We start from the raw sequence: 19,005 nt of genomic DNA, 5'->3' as shown, positions 1-19,005 counted from the left end.
GACTGTAATCCGTGCATTAGAAGAATTAGAAAAAAAGCATATTATATATTCAGTGCCACAAAGTGGACATTATGTAGTTCCCAAAAAAGATATTTTAAATCAAAATGGAGCATTGATTACAGATTTCTCATCTTCAGCTCCAGATTCCAATGTATTCCCATATATTGACTTCCAACATTGTATCAACCAAGCAATCGACACCTATAAGAATGAATTGTTCATATATGGAACACCAAAAGGATTACCATCTCTAGTATCTGTGATTAGAAAAGAACTTACACATTATCAAGTCTTTGCAAATGATAGAAATATATTTATCACATCTGGTATTCAACAAGGATTATCTATTTTAACATTACTCCCTTTTCCCAATAATAAACATACTATTTTAATTGAACAACCTGGATATCATTTATTTATCGAACAACTACAAACTCAAGGAATTTCAACAGTAGGTATTAAAAGAGATTATTCTGGGATAGATCTAGAAGAATTAGAACGTATCTTTAAAGAAATGGATATAAAGTTTTTTTATATAATGCCAAGATATCATAATCCTTTAAGCTCTTCCTTATCACAAAAAGATAAACAAGAAATTTTAAAACTAGCTAATAAATATGATGTTTATATTGTTGAGGATGATTTTTTAGCAGATTATGAAACTAATTCTAAAGCAGATCCTATTTATTCATATGATGACCAATCTCGTGTCATTTATTTGAAGAGTTTTTCTAAGATTATCTTTCCAGGGCTTAGGGTTGGAGTTTCCATTATTCCTGATTCACTTGCAGGATTATTCAGTAAATACAAAATATATTCTGATGTAGACACATCTATGATATCTCAAGCTGCTTTAGAAATTTATATAAAAAGTGGCATGTTTGAAAAACATAGAAAAAAAATGAGATATTCCTACTCTCACAGGGCAAAGAAACTCCATAATTCATTACAGAACTATTATACTATTAATAATGGTACTGAAATATATCAGAGTTATGAAAATTACTGTATTCACACATGTCTTGAGCTTGGTACTAAAATTAATATTAAAAATATCATAAAAGAAGCAGGAAAGAACTCCATACTTATTTCAGATACATCATCAAATTACTTGCAAGATTTCGATGATAGAAAAAACTATATTAAGCTAAATACCTCTAATGTTCCACATGAATATATAGAAGATGGAATAAAGGATATTGTAGATATAATAAGTAATAGGATGCACTTATAGAATTATGCAACATAACATTGTACATTTGCATTTATTTCTTTGTCATTAAGCAACAGCATTCAACATGTGTTTTGATAGAAAAATGCTAACGATCAATTCCACCTTTATTATTTAGATATAACAATGCTAGTATTACTAATTTTTTCATAAAAAAATCTGTTTTTCTTAATAACACAAAGTACTGCATGAACTAGAATTAATAAGATTATTACAAATTGTATTATATTTATAATAATAATTGCATAACTAACTTCAGTATTTTGATTTAATGTAGCTACAGCAAATAGAATTTTGTTACCACTAAATACTCCCAAATACAAAATACCCTATCTTATAAATACTTCTTTAAAGGTTAATTTGTTTTCTTGTCCTTTTACTCTTATATTTGTAAGCCATTTTCCAATAGTTTTACCATTAGTAAAATAAACAATTAAAATATACGAAAAATACTACTACTTCTAAAGTAATACTTTCATTTATGTTTGAAATTAAACTAATTACAAACATATCTATGAGATATGCTAAAATTCTTCTGAAATAGGTTCCTCTTATTTTTTCAAGATTTATGTTATTATCCATTTCATTTGTATTTGGAAGAAAAAAAGTAAACATTGGACTTATCAGATATCCAATATGACCCCCAAGAGTATTTAAAAACAAATCATCAATATCAAAAAGTCTATAAGGAGCATTGTAAATACCAAATAATCCGGTAATCTGTGTTACTTCAAAAAATAGTGAAACTAGAAAAGTAATAACTAAGGTTCTTTTCAAATCTTTTTTGAAATAATATCTCAAATAAATACCAAGTGGAGTAAGTAAAATTCCATTAAAAGCTGCCTGTAGAAAAGCTCTTTCAGTTAATAGATATTTGTATGTTGAAGGCGTAGTTAGAACTACTTTCGTTTCTTTAAGTATGTCACGAATAAAGTTAAAAGGTACTAGGTTATAATATTGAGTGCCAGGTACCTGCAAACCTTTTATATCTCTTGTTTTTGGTAAAGGTAATATTACTAAGTAATAAGCTGTAATTAAATATAATAGGAAAGAATATAAAATAAGAACTCTAAATTTGTTTATATATCCGTGCTTTTTATATTGATAAATTGCGAAGGGAAAAGTAAAATATAAAGCTATAAACGGGAAAGTGATAAAAGCAACCTTTATAGGTAAAAATATGCTTGCATAAAAACCCTCCTCAATATTTTCAATAATTTAAGAAATATAAATATAATAGTGTTGATGCAAAAATCATCATCCACTGGTAATTTTCAAAGAATAATCCTTTAATGCTAAGTTCTCCTGTAAATATAAGGTATATACATATTAAAAGTGTATTTTCCTTCACTGCTGATATATATTTTGTCTTTATCTTCTATAAAATACTCTTTAAATTCCCTTGTAAAATCCTCTGGTGTAGAATATCTACTATCATTTATTCGGATTAAATGCAGTATATGTGAGTTTAGGTAAATTTAAATACCCCAATATAAATATCATCCCTTGAATTACCATTATCCCTGTGCTTACTTTATACTTGATTAACTGTGAAGACATCATTCCCCATAATGGAGTCATAACAATAAGTTTACTAGGTAAAGCATGTTCTAGTATATATGGTATTCCCATAACTAAACCACCAAAAATAAATGGCATAGAAGCAGATTTACTTATTGATGATAAATATAAACCTAACTGCGAGAAGAAAAAGGAAGCTGCGATTACAGTAATACTCACTATTATCATCATTTGAAATACATTTAAATTGGATTTTATGCCTTCGAAGTACCAAAGGTTTTTTAGTGGCATATCTAAGCCTTTAAAGTTTGCTTTCTTAAATCCATCTAAATATATTGTAATCACCATAGACAGATTTACTATAGAAGTTGCTATACCCGCTCCTATTCCCTTTGCTGTAACTAATTTTTTCTTTCCATTTTTTGTAGTGTTTATTAGATCATTCATGTTTGAATTATACTCTAAGGTATAAGCACCAGATAAAATCATAAACATAACTAGCGCCATTATAGGTGTATATCCATAACTTTTATAAAAAACATCTGCATAAACATCACCTACAGTACCATTATGAATTAATAACCTTCCAAATAACAAGGATGCTGCCCAAGTTATTAAAACACTTTTTCTTAATAACATTTTTCTTAATTCTGATTTTATAAGTGTACCCACTGATTATACCTCCTTTGTGTTTTCTAAATCGAAATAAAACATATAAACATCCTCAAATTTAGGTTCTATAATCTCTGCATTTGCATAAGCTATGACTTTATCACTTACAATTCTAAGTTCAGTAAAATCTATTCCTCTTTGAAGATTTACTACCTTATATTTATTTTGTATTTCTGCTAATTGATTTTCATCATTCGTTCTTATTCTATATACTTTTCCGTTCATATCAGATAAAATTTCTCTATGGCTTCCCTTCATAATTATTTCACCATTTTTTATCATAATAGTTTCCTTTGCTATAGATTCTATATCAGAAATGATATGAGTTGAAAGTATTATTATCTTATCTTTAGATATCTCTGATAATAGATTTCTAAATCTTGCTCTCTCCTGTGGATCCAATCCTGCTGTTGGTTCGTCTAATATTATAATCTTAGGGTCATTTAATAGCACCTGAGCAATTCCCACTCTTCTTTTCATGCCCCCTGAAAACTTTCCAACAGCCTTATTTCTTACATCATACAATCCAACTAAATTTAATAATTCATCTATTTTTCCATTTGTTTCATTTTTATCTATACCTTTTAATGCTGCTACATACTTTAAAAAGTTTTTAGCTGAAAAGTTTTTATAAGCTCCAAACTCTTGTGGTAAATAACCTATAACTCCTCTATATTTATCTTCTATACTATAAATTTTTTTGCCATTGTAGATTATCTCTCCATTTGTAGGTTTAATTAGTGTAACTATTTGCTTCATTAATGTTGTTTTACCTGCTCCATTAGGCCCTAAAAGTCCATATACCCCATTTTCCAATGTAAGTGTTATATTATTATTTGCATTTTTCTTTCCATAACTCTTAGTCAAATTTTTTATTTCAAGTTTATTCATAATTAACTCCTCCTAATTTATCTTGCTAAAAATTTTTTAAAAATACTTGTACATGAAAATATTCCTATAAATAAAGTAGCTATTATAATCCCTAAGCATAAGTTTGCTACATCTAAACTCATAGTAAATACTTCTAATCTTCCAAAATACATTCCAGCAAATTCATTAAATTTAAATATTAAGTCTATATAATTAATTTTTGAAAGTATCATCAATGCTTCTTTTGGTAGCCATTTAATTAAAATCATTACTTTACCTAAAAGTATACATATTAAAAATCCGCTTGTAGATTGAATAGAATTTGTGGTAATGAACGAAAATAAGCTTGCTAGTACTCCTAATGTCATAAGAATTATAAGCATAATACCTATTTTAAGCAGTATGAATCCATATATTGTATAGGCATCTTTAATTAATAATGGGTTGTCCAATATTCTTATTGCCTGTAAACTCCCATTAATAGGTTTTCCATATTGTATATAGGTGACTGCAAATTGTATCACTAAATACATAGCATATAAAATCGTTGGGGCTCCTATACTTAAGGCCAATTTTGAATATAAAACTTTATTTTTATTTCTTGATGATAAGATTAAATTATCGACAGTTGATATAATCTCATCTGTATAAATGTTAGAAAAAATAATTACTATGATGGTAAGCATAACAAAGGTCATAAATGAATGAGATACCCTATGATTAAAGACCTTCCAAAATCTAATATCCTTATATTCATTGAATTTTATTGCAGCTAACTTTTTATTAGATATTTCTTTTAATTCTTTTGAAATATCATCTTCTTCTTTATTTTCACTAACCTCTTTTAATAGCTCAACCTTCATGTTAAACTGCTCTTGAAGTGATACTACATCTTTACTTTTATCTTTATAATCACTTTCCCCTTCTAATCGTGGTTTCATAAATACCATGGATGTACAAAGGATAAAAAATAAAATTAAAGCAATTATTCCGTTTTTTGATTTAAATATTTTCTTTACTTCCCAACTCATCATTTTCTCCTCCTGTGTTTTCTCGGGTACAAAAATATTTTACCCCTCTATGCTTAACTCTTGATAACATAAACCTTAATTAAAGCTTACAATTATAAATTGACTGTTGTTCAGTCAATTTATAATTGTAAGCTAATTTATTTATTCATGATATAATGAAACTTAAAAAAGATGACTCCTATAGAATACAGAAATCATCTTAATAATCTAATCTATGTCTTTTTTAATCATCCTTGACAAAGGATATACTTTACTAAGTCTAGGAGAAGATAACATATGACGGTAATATTCTTTGGTGATGTTTAGCAAAAACAAAGACACTAAGATTTTTATCTTAATGCCTCTGGGTTTTCTTACTTTAAATTTTCAAATAAAGGGTATGCTCATTTTGCGAAACTAAACCTTTTATCCTGTTTGAATGCTTTTCTTGAAGGATTTCCTTCAACTCTAAAAATTGTACCATCTGTTAAATCATAGATTGATGACCAAACGGTATCAAGTCCTTGTTTACGGTCATATTGACACATAAATCCCATCTTTCCAGACAAAAGATCTTTTGCAAAATTTAGTGAATAATCTTGACTATTTGTAAATGCATTTACTAATGTTTCATATCGTTCATGAGAATGTACATCATCAACACCATCAAATTGATATTTCTGCATTTCTTCAGACACAAAATGGTTGGTTGTAAAAATATAGTTTTTCCCTTGTTCCTGGGCTAAGACAACAACCTTATCACAATTACATTCTATAACTGCAATATTGCCAGACTTGTCTGCCAGCGTGATTGTTTGCGGTGAAGCAATGGGAATTTTTTTTAATGCTAAAATAGCTTCATCTGTTGTTTTACATTTCTCTAAAATGTACCTGACAAGCATTCCTGCATTAAATCCAGGCTTTATTTTTATGGGATAAATGAAAGTGAGACCAACTGCTAATCCATGTTCATTGACACCATCTTCCATTTCTGTCCATGCAGTTGTATTTCCAATAAATGAATAGGCATTATTTAGCTTATAATAAGCACTATCGCAAAACTTCTCCATACTCACAATAAAATCACTATTTTTACCAAAGATGGTTTTTCCTTTATAAGAAAAAGCAAAACAAGAGCATTTATTATCAAATACAAAGCAATACATAGTAAAAAGAAAGTCTGCTATATCCATATAATCAATTTGTAATCCATCTGCCATGCCCTTTATTTCTTCAACTATTTCCGGATAAAATTTCTCGTAAATTGCCAGACATTTTGCTGCAAATTCTTTTCTCTCATCATTTATGGGCATGTTATCTATAGGATTAACCCCTTTTTTATGCAATATATTCCCATAACGTAGTCCTGCTTCATAGTGACTGCCTTTCCATCTTGAATGATACATAATTTCACTCTCCTATTTTCAATTTGAGAGCTAACGTTAACTCATACTACAAGCTTAGTTTAATAAAATTTTTATGTCAAGAACTATATTAATATTGTGCTATCTCACTAGATACAGTAAAAATAATATAAATTTACTACACTTAATAGAATGCTTTGTCTACTTAATTCAAAACTCAAACTTCTGTTTCCAGCCTAATTTTCGCCCACTTTTTGCACCAAAACCATTATATATTCTAGTTTATATACCTTATTTATCGTTTTGATCATAACACATCATCAGAATTATACACTTAACGTGCCTTGTTGCTACACGAATGATGTAGTCTAAATACCTCGCTACTCCTACAGCTAATAACTATATCTTTATACTCCAGCACATCACACTGCCTTGGCAAAACAATTTCTAGTTTCTCTTTCTCAGCCAGTACTTTTATGACTATTTCCATTATCTTTTCTTCTGAATCTTCAAAGATTAAAACTAACATCTTCCCATATTATTATTCCTTACAAATTATCCAGTTCATTTACTTTTTTATAAAATGTATATTTTACAGCAATCAACGTGAGTATTACCACAATAATTAATTGTGGCAGAGTTTCTCTGTATCCCATATTTTTTGTAATAATCACTTGTCTTAAAAATATGACCAACAAAGAGCTCACAATCGTAACCGGTACTGATTTTTTCTGCATCCCTATAACAAATGGAATTAGGGATAAGACACCGCTCATTACTATACTGGTAACTGCTTCAGTAATGTATGGATTCAGATAACTTATATTAAAAGTACCTTGCACCATATCAAAAAAATAATCAATACCTATCAGATAAAAAGTACAGCACAAATAACTGATTGTCATAGCTATAATGGTAAAAATACTGACCATTAGCAATTTTGTTATCATAAGTTTTTTTCGGCTCAGTGGGTAACAAAATAAGATCATAATTGTTTTATTGTTATATTCACTAATCACTATCTTAGATATCAGTACAGAAGAATATACCAAAAATATAACCGTTATTAATAGATTAATTGCCATAAATGTACTTTCATAAGTATCCTTTGTCTGTGTAGGATCTGTCATACTATCAACAAGTGAAATGGTAATAAAAGCCATTATTAACAGAATGGCGATCACGACACCTATGATATGATATTGTAATTTATATTTTTTTAATTCTAATCTCATCAATTGCATCATAATCTTTCATCCTCTTCTGTCAACTGGAAGAAATAATCTTCCAATGTATTTTTCTGTTTTCGGATACTTTCAAGCCCAATTCCGCTTTGGATAATCAATCCAGAGATTTCTGTACCGGATATATGCATATCAAAAATCCGAATTTTTTTATCAGAAATAATTTTATAATTCGTAATACCCAGCTTTTCTTCTAACAGATATCCTACACGGCTGGTATCACTTACCTCTGCTTCCATATACTCTGTACTATAATCATGAATATCTTCTATGGATATTTCTTTCAGAAGTCGTCCTTTCTGTATGACACCAATCGTGTCAGCAATTAGTTCTACTTCTGATAAAATATGACTCGAAATAAGAATACTGATTCCCCATTCCTCATTTAATTTACGAAACAAAGAGCGCATTTCCCGTATTCCTTCTGGATCTAGTGCATTGATAGGTTCATCTAATATCAAAATTTGGGGTTTTGTCAAGATTGCTCTTGCAGTTGCTAAACGCTGCTTCATTCCTAAGGAATAATGTGCTACCGCTTTATTTTCAATATCTGTCAGCGAAACAGCCTCTAATACATGATCAATCTGTCCTTTATTATGATACCCCATATATTCACAATGCAATTTCAGGTTTTCACGTCCAGTTAGTTTGTCATAAAAATATGGATTTTCTATGATTGAGCCAATCCGTTTCAATATTTCAAAATTATTATTGCTAACTGTCTCTCCAAATATTTTTATCTCTCCAGAATCCGGTTTTGTAAGATTCAAAATCATTTTTAATATGGTACTCTTGCCAGCTCCATTTGGCCCGACGAACCCGTAGATTTCACCTTTTTTGACATGTAAATTCACATGATCGACTGCCATTTTCTTTTTGTACGATTTAGTAAGCCCATTGGTTTCCAATATATATTCCATTGTATGTTCCCTCCTTTGCATATTTCTAAGTATACAGAGTGAACTTCTCTTTTTTCTATTTTAATTCTAACTTTTTTCTAACTTTTTAAATGTACAGAAAATATAGTTTCTTTTTCTGGAACACTGGAAACATGAATTGTACCATTCATTTGCTTAATCAGGTTTCTGCATATCGGAAGTCCAAGACCACTTCCTGAATGTTTTCTCTCCTTGCTACTATTTAAAGTAAAGGTTCTATTAAAAATTTCTTCTTTTTCTTTTGCCACTATGCCAACACCATGGTCTTCAATTTTTATTACTATCTCATTGTTTATTTCCTGTACTATGATTCCCAGAAAGCTTCCATCCACGCCATATTTCATTGCATTATCAATCAGATTTTTCAGAATACGCTCCAGTGCTTCCTGATCCACATCTGCCCAGATTGGATAATCAGGTATTTGAATCTCTACCTGAAAGTTTTGTTTTTCAAGCAAATCATAATATTCCAGTATAATATTCCTGCATATTCTTCCAATATCTAGTCTTTGTATATTTAAAATCATATCCCCTGATTCCAGTTTTGCCATGCTAAAGAACTGGTTAATCATTCTTACAATCTCCTGAGTTTTTGTATCCAGTTTATGAATTAAATTTGTAATCTCCTCATTTGAAACAGTATCTTTCGATTTTATTTGAAGAATTTCCGTATATCCCTTTAAAACAGTCAATGGTGTTCTTAAGTCATGAGAAACATTTGTTAATACCTGACTCATTATTTTATGTGATTTCTGATACTCTATCTGATTCTGATAATGCCGTTCAAGTAAATGATTAACACTTACAGCAATCCTCTTTACCATTTCACTTTCAGACGATACCATGATGAACTCCTTACCATTTCCCTGCAAAATAGATTCTATTTTTTTACTGATATAGTCCATTTCTTTGGACTGATTTATTACTTTCCTATGCTCAAACACGCTTATGCATAAAAAAATAAAAATAACAATCACCAATATCACATACATCTAATCTTCCTCCATCTTATATCCGATTCCCCACAATGTTTTAATATATTCCGTATCCTCTTTTTCTGTACGAAGCTTATTCCGCAATCTATTCATATGAGTATTCAATACGCTTTCATTACCGTAGTAAGGTTCTTTCCAAATTAAATTATAGAGCTGTTCCTTGGAAAATGCTCTGCCTGGATTCGATGCCAGCAGTCTCAAAATCTCAAATTCTGTGTGAGTTAGATTTAAGAGTTCCTCATTTCGTTTTACCTGATATTGAGTGATGTTAATTTCCAAATCCTTAATTGAAATTATAGAATTTTTCTCAGTTTCTGTTTGGTTGTATTTTGTAGCACGTCTGATATTTGCCTTGATTCTTGCAGATAATTCAATGATAGAAAAAGGTTTTGTGACATAATCATCCGCACCTAAATTCAAGCCCATCGCTTTATCTGCATCACTATCTTTTGCAGTAATGATAATAATCGGTATCATACTTGTAGCGCGGATGGCCTTAATTACTTCCAATCCACTAGAGCTAGGAAGCATCAAATCTACTAATGCCGCGTCATATTTATCTTTCTCAAATTTATGTATCGCTTCATTCCCATCATATACCTGTATAACTTCATAGGATTCACCCTCTAAATAATCACAAACCATTTCACTTATATTTTTATCATCTTCAACCAGTAAAATTTTCATGATTTCTACCTCACATTCAATCTATGATATTTTTATTATAACTCTTTTCTATATGTGCAACAATTGCTTTAAATTTCAAAAGATTTTTTTGAGGATAGTATAATAAACCTTATGGCAGGAAATAAAACTTTTATATTTCATCAATTCTCTAAAGAATAATTTTAAGTTTATTATATTAAGATCAAGCATACTTATAAGAATACCAATATATTGCTTTTTGGTAATAAAATTATATACAGCTATTGTATTTTTTAGATATTTTTCATCTTATGTTTCAATTCTTGCAACAACATTGTTATTGTATATCCTTAGGAGATTTATTTCAACATAAAGCACTTAAATTTACCAAAACTTCCCCATTATTCATTTAAGTTACCTGATAACAATGAAATTCTAAGTATTTTAACTATTAATTCCCACCTTGTATTTCACTTAAGTTTCTGCTCTCCTCTTGAGCTTGACTGCTAAGGATTGTAATTAATAATTCTCCGTTGCTCTCTAAGGTGTTGACTCCCTCTTTCTCAAAAAATATGGCGATATTCTTTTCTTTTAGTTTTCTTATATTTTGTAGGGAATCTACTGTATTCCTTTCTTGAGTATAAAAAAGAGATTAAGTCTATCAGTCATTGAAGTCCACCTAAAACTTAGCCTCTTAATTTCATATTAAGTTTTTATCTAAAGGGTATGCTCAAAATATCATCGGCATATTCTTTTCCATCCCATAGAAGCGGATTCACAGTGACTTTTTGAGAGTGTGCAATTATATCTTTGACCTATACGCTTCCGAAACTTTGACCTATACGCTTCCGAAACTTTCTATAAATTTTAATGCAATAGGAGAAATATACCTATCTTTCACCCATATTGCAGCTATTTGAGTTTTCAGCTTTTCACTTTCTATCTCTTTGTAAAGCAGATTTCTATTAGCAGCAAGTTCAAATGCAGACTTAGGGACTATGGCTATTCCAAGTCCTGCATTTGCCCACAAAAGAGTTGTTCGAGCATCATCATTTTTACAGAATATTTCTGGTTCAAATCCATGCTCCATACAGGTTTCATAAATTAAATGTTCAAACCTTCTATAAATGATTAATGGCTTATCTTTTAGTTCACTGACTGATGCAGTAGAACCAGTTGGGCCCCAATAGCATTCCTTTGGTATTGCAGCTATCATAGGTTCAGCCTTTGCATATTTACACTCAAAGTTTAAGGCATTAAATGGTGTCCTGGCAATTCCTACTTCTATAATACCTTTATTTAGAAGATCAATAAGTGCAAAAGTATTACCCTCATATATTTCAAACTTAATACCAGAATGTTCCTTGCGAAATTCCGATATTCTTCCGCTTAAAAGTGTTTCGCCTGAGGAGGAAACTGTACCTATTGATAAGGTTCCCTTCAGTCCTTTGCTGAAATCGTCAATTTCCTTTACAACTGAATTCGATAGCTCTAAGATTTGACGTGCTCTGTTCATCAAGATTTTCCCCGCATCTGTAAGCTTCACATGTCGTGAGCCTCGTTCTACGAGCTTTACACCAAGCTCCTCTTCCAAAAGCTTGAGTTGCTGGCTTAGGGGCGGCTGTGCCATATTAAGTTTTTTAGCCGCTGAAGTTATCTGACCTTCCTCTGCAATTGTAAGAAAATATTTTAATTGTCTTAAATCCATAAAAAAACCTCCAAAATGATATATGTTTTTCATATATCACATATATGAAATAGATATTTTAAATATGTCAATTCCTATGATACAATTATAGCCTGAGATATGAAAATGTGCAATATATCTTTAATCATTATATCACGGTGGAGGATGATAAATTTGTTCAAACTTGCAGTCTTTTTAAAACCATATAAAAAAGAATGTATAATTGGTCCAGCTTTTAAGCTGTTGGAAGCAATCCTTGAATTACTACTGCCTACAATTATAGCACTTATCATTAATAATGGTGTTGATAAACACGATACAGATTATGTACTTAAAATGGGCGGACTTATGCTCCTAATGGCAATACTAGGATTTTGCAGCTCTATGATATGTCAATATTATGCGGCACGTGCATCACAAGGTTTTGGTACGACTTTAAGAAATACTCTTTTTAAACATATATCTTCTTTTTCTTATTCGGAAATAGATACTTTTGGTACATCATCACTAATAAATCGAATTACAAATGACGTAAATCAACTTCAGCTTGCAGTTGCAATGCTTATACGTCTGGTTATACGTGCACCTTTTATATGTATAGGTGCAATCATCATGGCCATGATACTAGATTTTAAATTATCACTGATTTTTTTAGCTGTTACACCTATTTTTGCAATTATATTGTATTTTGTTATAAGCAAATCTTCACCCCTTTATCGTAAATATCAAAGGAAACTGGATAAAATGGGACTAATATTGCGAGAGAATCTTTCTGGAATAAGAGTAATCCGTGCATTTGCAAGAACCGAAAATGAAAAACAACGATTTTACGCCGCAAACGATGATTTAACTGAATCTGCCATTAGTGTTGGTAAGATATCTGCATTACTTAATCCTATGACTTCATTTGTAATGAATGCTGCTATCATAGCCATATTATGGGTCGCTGGGTTCCATGTTAATACGGGAAAGCTTTCTCATGGAGAAATTATTGCATTTGTAAATTATATTACTCAAATACTACTTGCACTTATAGTGGTATCCAACCTTGTAATTATATTTACTAGGGCAGCTGCTTCTGCCGATCGTATAAATGAGGTGTTAGCTATTACTACGTCGATTCCAGACAATGCAGAGTGTCTTCCCAGTATTATAAATAATAACACTCCATCAATTCAGTTCACCAATGTTTCCTTTGCTTACAGCAATACAGGTGATATGGTTCTTGAAGATATTTCAATAGATATTAATCCTGGAGAAACTATTGGACTTATAGGTAGCACCGGATCAGGAAAATCTACATTCATAAACCTTATTCCTAGGTTTTATGATGCGACAAAAGGTAATATATTTGTAGATGGAATAGATGTTAAAGATTATAAACTTCATGAACTACGTAACAAAATTGGTATTGTACCACAAAATGCGGTGCTATTCACAGAAAGTATAGCAGAAAACATTCGTTGGGGCAAACAAAATGCCACAGATGAAGAGATTGTAGCAGCAGCTAAAATTGCACAGGCTGATGAATTTATTTCAAAGCTTCCCAATGGATATAACACACAGGTATCACGTGGTGGATTAAACTTTTCAGGTGGACAAAAACAACGTATGACCATCGCTCGTGCTGTAGTTTCAGAACCTGATATTTTGATACTTGATGATTCTGCAAGTGCATTAGACTTCGCTACAGATGCAGCACTAAGACAAGCAATTAATGAAATTAGTAAAAATATGACTGTAATAATTGTATCTCAGAGGGTTAGCACTATAAAGGAAGTTGATAAAATTATTGTATTTGATGACAGACATATTGTAGGCTCTGGTACACATAAAGAACTTATGAATAATTGTGAAGTATATAAAGAAATATGTTTATCACAATTTTCAAATGAGGAGGCTTCTATATGAACAAGAATATATTAAAGAGAACTTTAAAATATATTGAAAGCTACAAAGCTTATGTATTTGGTTCCTTCATAGCCGCCTTTCTAAGTGTTGTGTCAAGCTTAATTGGTCCTATGCTCATAGGTAAATCTATTGATCATATGATTGGAATAGATGCAGTAGATTTTACATTACTATTCAAAACTTTAATTATTTTGGCATTGATCTATGGTCTTGGTAACTTATTTACATGGCTCTTGACCTATTTAACAAATTGGATTTCATATAAAACTGTCAATGATATGCGTCATCAACTTTTTGATAAAATTAGTATACTGCCTCTTAAGTTCTATGATGGTCACCCTCATGGTGATACAATAAGTCGTTTTATCAATGATATAGATACTGTTTCAGATGGAATGCTTCATGGACTTTCAACATTGCTTACGGCTATGGTTACTATCGTAGGTGCAATAGGATTTATGCTATATATAAGTCCAATTATGACAATAATAGTGATTTTTTCTGCTCCTGCTTCCTTTTTAATGGCACGATTTATTGCTAATCGTTCACAACAAATGTTTAGAAATCAAGCAAAAAGCTTAGGAAAGTTAAATGACTATGTGGAAGAAATTATTAGTGGACAAAAAATTGTCACAGCCTTTAATTATGAAGATCGTTCTTTCGAGAAATTTAAAGTAATTAACAATACACTATATAATTCAGGAGTAAAATCACAGTTTTATGGCTCACTATCTGGACCTACTACTCGCCTTGTGAACAATAATACCTATGCTATTATAGGTATTATGGGCAGTACTTTAGCTATATTAGGCAAAATCACAGTTGGAGACATTTCAAGCTTTCTTATTTACTCAAATCTATTTGCAAAACCTTTCAATGAGATAACTGGAATATTTACTCAGATACAGGCTGCAGCTGCATCAGCACAACGTATATTCTATATTCTTGATACACCTCCAGAAAAAGCTGATGCTATAGACGCTATTAATATTAAAGATAGTCTAGGTAAAATAGACTTTAATAACGTGAGTTTTTCATATAGCCCTGATAATCCTTTGATTACAAATTTCAATCTAAATGTAAAATCTGGTACTAGAATTGCCATAGTTGGTAAAACTGGTGCAGGTAAGACAACTCTTGTAAACTTACTTATGAGATTTTATGATATTGATAAAGGTTCCATATCCATTGATGGTATTGATATTAAGTCCATTAGCCGTGATAGTCTACGATCTAGTTTTGGTATGGTACTTCAGGACACATGGCTATTTTCAGGTACTATACGAGATAATATCTCTTATGGTAAGTCAGATGCAACAGATGAAGAAATTATTGCAGCTGCTAAAGCTGCTGACGCTCACAATTTCATACAATGTTTACCTCATGGTTATGATACACTTATTTCTGATGATGGTGGAAACCTATCTCAAGGACAAAAACAACTCCTTACCATTGCCCGGGTAATGCTTGTGGATCCACCAATGCTTATTTTAGATGAGGCCACAAGTAATATAGATACTAGAACAGAAATCCATATACAAAGAGCCTTCCTAAAAATGGTTGAAGGTAGAACAAGCTTTGTTATAGCCCACAGGCTTTCAACCATACGGGAGGCAGACTTAATTTTGGTCATGGATAATGGTAATATAGTGGAAAGTGGAACTCATAATCAATTATTAAAAAACGGTAGCTATTATGAAAGACTTTATAACAGCCAGTTAGTTCCTGCACAAACTATTGCTTCTTCTTAATTTAATTCATAGAAAAACCTTAGGATATAAATACTTAAATCCTAAGGTTTTCATGTTATCTACATTCTTCGCTGTAACCCAAAGCTCTTTTATCTCCTTACTAATGGAAATGCTATTACATCCTTTATAGATGGAGAATCTGTTAAGAACATCATCATTCTATCTATACCTATTCCCAAACCTCCGGCTGGTGGCATTGCAGTATCTATTGCTACTGCAAATTCCTCATCCATTGGGCTCGCTGTCTCAAGCCCTGCTCTCAATTTATTAGCTTGGTCATGTAACAATATTCTCTGTCTTAATGGATCATTAAGTTCTGAATACGCATTTCCTAATTCTACACCAAAAGCATAAGGCTCAAACCTTTCAATTAATTCTGGATTAGACCTATGAACTTTACATAGTGGAGAAGAATCTAATGGAAAATCTATTACAAAAGTAGGCTCTATTAAATGCTGCTCACTATAAGCTTCAAATAGAATTAAAGTTAAATCTCCCTTTGAAGTTTCTTCTAAATCTAGCCCTTCCTCTTGCTCCTCTAATAAAAGTTCCTTCTCTTTTATTAATCTCACTATATCTTCTTTTAAAAGGATTTCTACATCTATTCCAGTATCCTTTTTTACAAGATTGCACATAGTCTCTCTTTTCCACGGAGCTTTAAAATCAATTTCTATTCCATCATAAGTTGCCTTAGTCGTTCCTTTTACCTTTAAAAATACATATTCGTATAGCTGCTCCATAAGCCTCATCATATCATCATAGTCTGCATAAGCCATATAACATTCAAATAATGTGAACTCTGGATAATGAGTTCTATCTATACCTTCATTTCTAAAGGCTCTTACCATAGTATAAACTCTATCGATTCCTCCTACTATAAGTCTTTTTAAATATAATTCTGGGGACACGTTCATAAACACTTCACAGTTTAGCGCATTTACATTTGTTACAAAAGGCTTTGCCTCTCCTCCGCCATATTTTGTATCTAATATTGGAGTTTCCATCTCCATAAAATCTTTTCCAGCCATAAATTCTCTTATGGCTGACATAGCTTTTGAACGATTAATAAGTCTTTGTTTTACGTCTTCATTCATTATCATATCAAGAGAACGATGTCTTTGTCTTAAATCAGCATCTTGAATCCCATGATATTTTTCTGGTAATGGTCTTATGGATTTAGAAAGCATTGTGATTTTATTTGCATCTATAGTTATTTCTTCTGTTTTTGTTCTAAATGCACTTCCCTGTACTCCTATAATATCCCCTGTATCTATTAGTTTAATTAGATTATATTCCTCTTCTCCTATATGGCCTTTACTTATATAAACTTGAATTGTTCCTTGCTGATCCCTAATATTTAAAAAAGTAACCTTTCCCATCTTTCTTAAAAGCATAACTCTACCTGCTAAAATAAATTCTTGTTCACTATCTATAGAATCAAAGTTTTCTAATATATACTTAGAGTTAGAACTTGTATTGAAAGAATATGGATATGGATTAATCCCATATTCTTTAAGCTGTGTTAATTTCTTTACTCTCTCTACCATAAATTCATTAGCATCTTGCATTATCTCACTTAAATTATTTAAATCTGTATAGTTGCCGTACATTGATAATACCACCTTTCATTTTTTCAAAATAGATTTTTTACATATTTCTACTTTGTGACAATAAAAAAACTCTCACCTCCAAGACATAAGTCTTGGGGACGAGAGATAATTACTTCGTGGTACCACCCCAGTTTGTTAATATGTCACCATATTAACCTTTTCAAGTACGTCTCTTAACTACAATATAGTTAACAGGTTATACTCTAGCTCTTTAACGGGAGCTCCCGTTACATCATCCCCTATTTTTAGGTTCAATGTAAGACTCAGAGGCTTTTTTCAATAAATATTTTTTACTTCCTCTCACCAATGGAAGCTCTCTGTAAAAAAATTTAATCTATCTACTCATCTCTTCATAATCTTTTTACTTTTGATTATTCTATTATACTTTATTTATAAAGTCAACATTTTTCTAATATTAACATATAGCCAATTCTGTTGTCTTATCAAAAACATGCATTTGCTTTGTATCAATGGAGATTTTTACATTATCACCAACTTTTATATTTAATTCTGAGCTAACCTTTGCATTAATACTCATTCCAGATAAGTCTAAATATAAATTATCCTCAGAACCTAGATGTTCCACTACATCTACTTTTGCATATTTTGTACTATTTTGACATATCTGTATAGCTTCAGGGTGTAAGCCTACTATAACTGTTTTATCTACATAGTGCTCCATTACATTTTCAATTGATTCTGGAGATATTATGTCAATACCATTGAAGTGAAGATAAATTTTATCATTAATCTTTTTTACTATTGCATCAATAAAATTTATTTGTGTATCAATAAATCCTGCCACAAATATATTTTTAGGGTGACTATACAATCCTTTGGGAGTATCGACTTGCTGGATTACCCCTTCTTTCATTACCACTATTCGAGTTCCAAGGGTCATTGCTTCTGTCTGGTCATGAGTTACATAAATAATGGTTGCTTGTAAACGATGATATAGTTTAGCAATTTCTGCCCGCATTTGAATTCTTAATTTTGCATCTAAGTTTGATAAAGGCTCGTCCATGAGAAAGATCTTTGGCTCCCTAACAATAGCTCGACCCATGGCAACACGCTGACGTTGGCCACCAGACAATGTTTTGGGTTTCCGATCTAGCAAATCATAAATATTAAGAATATTTGCCGCTTCTTTTACTTTATGGTCAATTTCTGATTTTGGTAATTTACGTATTTTCATACCAAAGGCTATATTGTCATATACACTCATATGTGGATATAAAGCATAATTTTGAAAAATCATAGCAATATTTCGATTCTTAGATAATACATTATTCATAATTTCTCCATCAATTTTTAGTTCTCCACTTGTTATTTCTTCCAGACCCGCAATCATTCTAAGTGTAGTAGTTTTCCCACATCCTGAAGGTCCTACAAAGACTATAAATTCTTTATCTTCAACATTTAAATTAAAATCTTTTACAGCGGTAAACCCATTCTCATATGTCTTGCTAATGTTTTTTAATTGTAATTTCAAATAGAATCTCCCCTTTCTCTATATAATTTCATATATCTTTCAGCTCAATTCTCATTAAGATATT

General features: G+C 31.0%; 18 protein-coding genes, 1 pseudogene and 1 other annotated feature. Of the genes and pseudogenes, 3 read left to right on the top strand and 16 right to left on the bottom strand.

Annotation, left to right across the window (positions count from 1 at the left end; all coding sequences use genetic code 11):
• Positions 1–52: 52 nt before the first annotated feature.
• Positions 53–1,234, top strand: coding sequence for a PLP-dependent aminotransferase family protein (locus tag RBU61_RS06785; RefSeq protein ID WP_308878867.1), 1,182 nt, complete (start codon positions 53–55; stop codon positions 1,232–1,234).
• A gap of 107 nt (positions 1,235–1,341) precedes the next feature.
• Here RBU61_RS06785 and RBU61_RS06780 read toward each other — a convergent pair whose 3' ends face one another.
• The 14 genes and pseudogenes from RBU61_RS06780 to RBU61_RS06720 all read right to left on the bottom strand — a co-directional run bounded on the left by RBU61_RS06780 (position 1,342) and on the right by RBU61_RS06720 (position 12,198).
• The gene (locus RBU61_RS06780) at positions 1,342–1,548 is read right to left on the bottom strand and encodes a hypothetical protein (protein ID WP_308878866.1); all 207 of its coding nucleotides are present in this window, start codon (positions 1,546–1,548) and stop codon (positions 1,342–1,344) included.
• 12 nt (positions 1,549–1,560) lie between these two features.
• Positions 1,561–1,638, bottom strand: coding sequence for a hypothetical protein (locus RBU61_RS19545; RefSeq protein WP_374212516.1), 78 nt, complete (start codon positions 1,636–1,638; stop codon positions 1,561–1,563).
• 10 nt (positions 1,639–1,648) lie between these two features.
• Positions 1,649–2,293 carry a VanZ family protein gene (locus tag RBU61_RS06775; RefSeq protein ID WP_308879781.1) on the bottom strand — a complete coding sequence of 215 codons (645 nt, stop codon included), beginning with the start codon at positions 2,291–2,293 and terminating at the stop codon, positions 1,649–1,651.
• Positions 2,294–2,665: 372 nt separating this feature from the next.
• Positions 2,666–3,424, bottom strand: a complete 759-nt coding sequence (locus RBU61_RS06770) for a hypothetical protein (protein WP_308878865.1) — start codon at positions 3,422–3,424, stop codon at positions 2,666–2,668.
• Positions 3,425–3,427: 3 nt separating this feature from the next.
• Positions 3,428–4,315, bottom strand: a complete 888-nt coding sequence (locus RBU61_RS06765) for an ABC transporter ATP-binding protein (protein WP_308878864.1) — start codon at positions 4,313–4,315, stop codon at positions 3,428–3,430.
• A gap of 17 nt (positions 4,316–4,332) precedes the next feature.
• A complete protein-coding gene (locus tag RBU61_RS06760) occupies positions 4,333–5,325 on the bottom strand; it encodes a hypothetical protein (protein WP_308878863.1) in 993 nt (330 codons plus the stop codon).
• A gap of 383 nt (positions 5,326–5,708) precedes the next feature.
• Positions 5,709–6,710, bottom strand: coding sequence for a C45 family peptidase (locus RBU61_RS06755; protein WP_308878862.1), 1,002 nt, complete (start codon positions 6,708–6,710; stop codon positions 5,709–5,711).
• Between the two features lie 292 nt (positions 6,711–7,002).
• Positions 7,003–7,197, bottom strand: coding sequence for a hypothetical protein (locus RBU61_RS06750; RefSeq protein WP_308878861.1), 195 nt, complete (start codon positions 7,195–7,197; stop codon positions 7,003–7,005).
• Positions 7,198–7,216: 19 nt separating this feature from the next.
• Positions 7,217–7,915, bottom strand: coding sequence for an ABC transporter permease (locus tag RBU61_RS06745; protein WP_308878860.1), 699 nt, complete (start codon positions 7,913–7,915; stop codon positions 7,217–7,219).
• Positions 7,912–8,832, bottom strand: a complete 921-nt coding sequence (locus RBU61_RS06740) for an ABC transporter ATP-binding protein (protein ID WP_308878859.1) — start codon at positions 8,830–8,832, stop codon at positions 7,912–7,914. The genes RBU61_RS06745 and RBU61_RS06740 overlap by 4 nt, the downstream gene beginning before the upstream one ends.
• A 77-nt stretch (positions 8,833–8,909) precedes the next feature.
• Positions 8,910–9,842 (bottom strand): HAMP domain-containing sensor histidine kinase, encoded by a 933-nt coding sequence (locus RBU61_RS06735; protein ID WP_308878858.1) that lies wholly within the window; start codon positions 9,840–9,842, stop codon positions 8,910–8,912.
• Positions 9,843–10,532: a response regulator transcription factor gene (locus RBU61_RS06730; protein ID WP_308878857.1), complete on the bottom strand. Its 690-nt coding sequence runs from the start codon at positions 10,530–10,532 to the stop codon at positions 9,843–9,845.
• A 427-nt stretch (positions 10,533–10,959) separates the two neighbouring features.
• Positions 10,960–11,121: pseudogene (locus RBU61_RS19540) on the bottom strand (recombinase family protein); the annotation flags it as partial.
• 207 nt (positions 11,122–11,328) lie between these two features.
• Entirely contained in the window at positions 11,329–12,198 is an 870-nt protein-coding gene (locus tag RBU61_RS06720; protein WP_308878856.1) for a LysR family transcriptional regulator, read from the bottom strand.
• A 153-nt stretch (positions 12,199–12,351) separates the two neighbouring features.
• On the opposite strand from RBU61_RS06720, the gene RBU61_RS06715 reads away from it, so the two are divergent.
• Together RBU61_RS06715 and RBU61_RS06710 are read left to right on the top strand one after the other, a co-directional pair.
• Positions 12,352–14,088 (top strand): ABC transporter ATP-binding protein, encoded by a 1,737-nt coding sequence (locus RBU61_RS06715; protein ID WP_308878855.1) that lies wholly within the window; start codon positions 12,352–12,354, stop codon positions 14,086–14,088.
• Positions 14,085–15,839, top strand: a complete 1,755-nt coding sequence (locus RBU61_RS06710) for an ABC transporter ATP-binding protein (RefSeq protein ID WP_308878854.1) — start codon at positions 14,085–14,087, stop codon at positions 15,837–15,839. The genes RBU61_RS06715 and RBU61_RS06710 overlap by 4 nt, the downstream gene beginning before the upstream one ends.
• 89 nt (positions 15,840–15,928) lie before the next feature.
• On the opposite strand, the gene lysS is transcribed toward RBU61_RS06710, so the two are convergent.
• Both lysS and RBU61_RS06700 read right to left on the bottom strand, forming a co-directional pair.
• Positions 15,929–17,449 (bottom strand): lysine--tRNA ligase, encoded by a 1,521-nt coding sequence (lysS, locus tag RBU61_RS06705; RefSeq protein ID WP_308878852.1) that lies wholly within the window; start codon positions 17,447–17,449, stop codon positions 15,929–15,931.
• Between the two features lie 91 nt (positions 17,450–17,540).
• Positions 17,541–17,812: a binding site (T-box leader), on the bottom strand.
• A 52-nt stretch (positions 17,813–17,864) separates the two neighbouring features.
• Complete coding sequence (locus RBU61_RS06700; protein WP_308878851.1) at positions 17,865–18,941, bottom strand: sn-glycerol-3-phosphate ABC transporter ATP-binding protein UgpC; 1,077 nt, start codon at positions 18,939–18,941, stop codon at positions 17,865–17,867.
• Between the last annotated feature and the right edge of the window lie 64 nt (positions 18,942–19,005).

Source organism: Tissierella sp. MB52-C2 (assembly GCF_030931715.1).
GTDB lineage: Bacteria > Bacillota > Clostridia > Tissierellales > Tissierellaceae > Tissierella.
The sequence above is the reverse complement of the archived record's forward strand: the minus strand, read 5'-3'. Positions and strand labels throughout refer to the sequence as shown.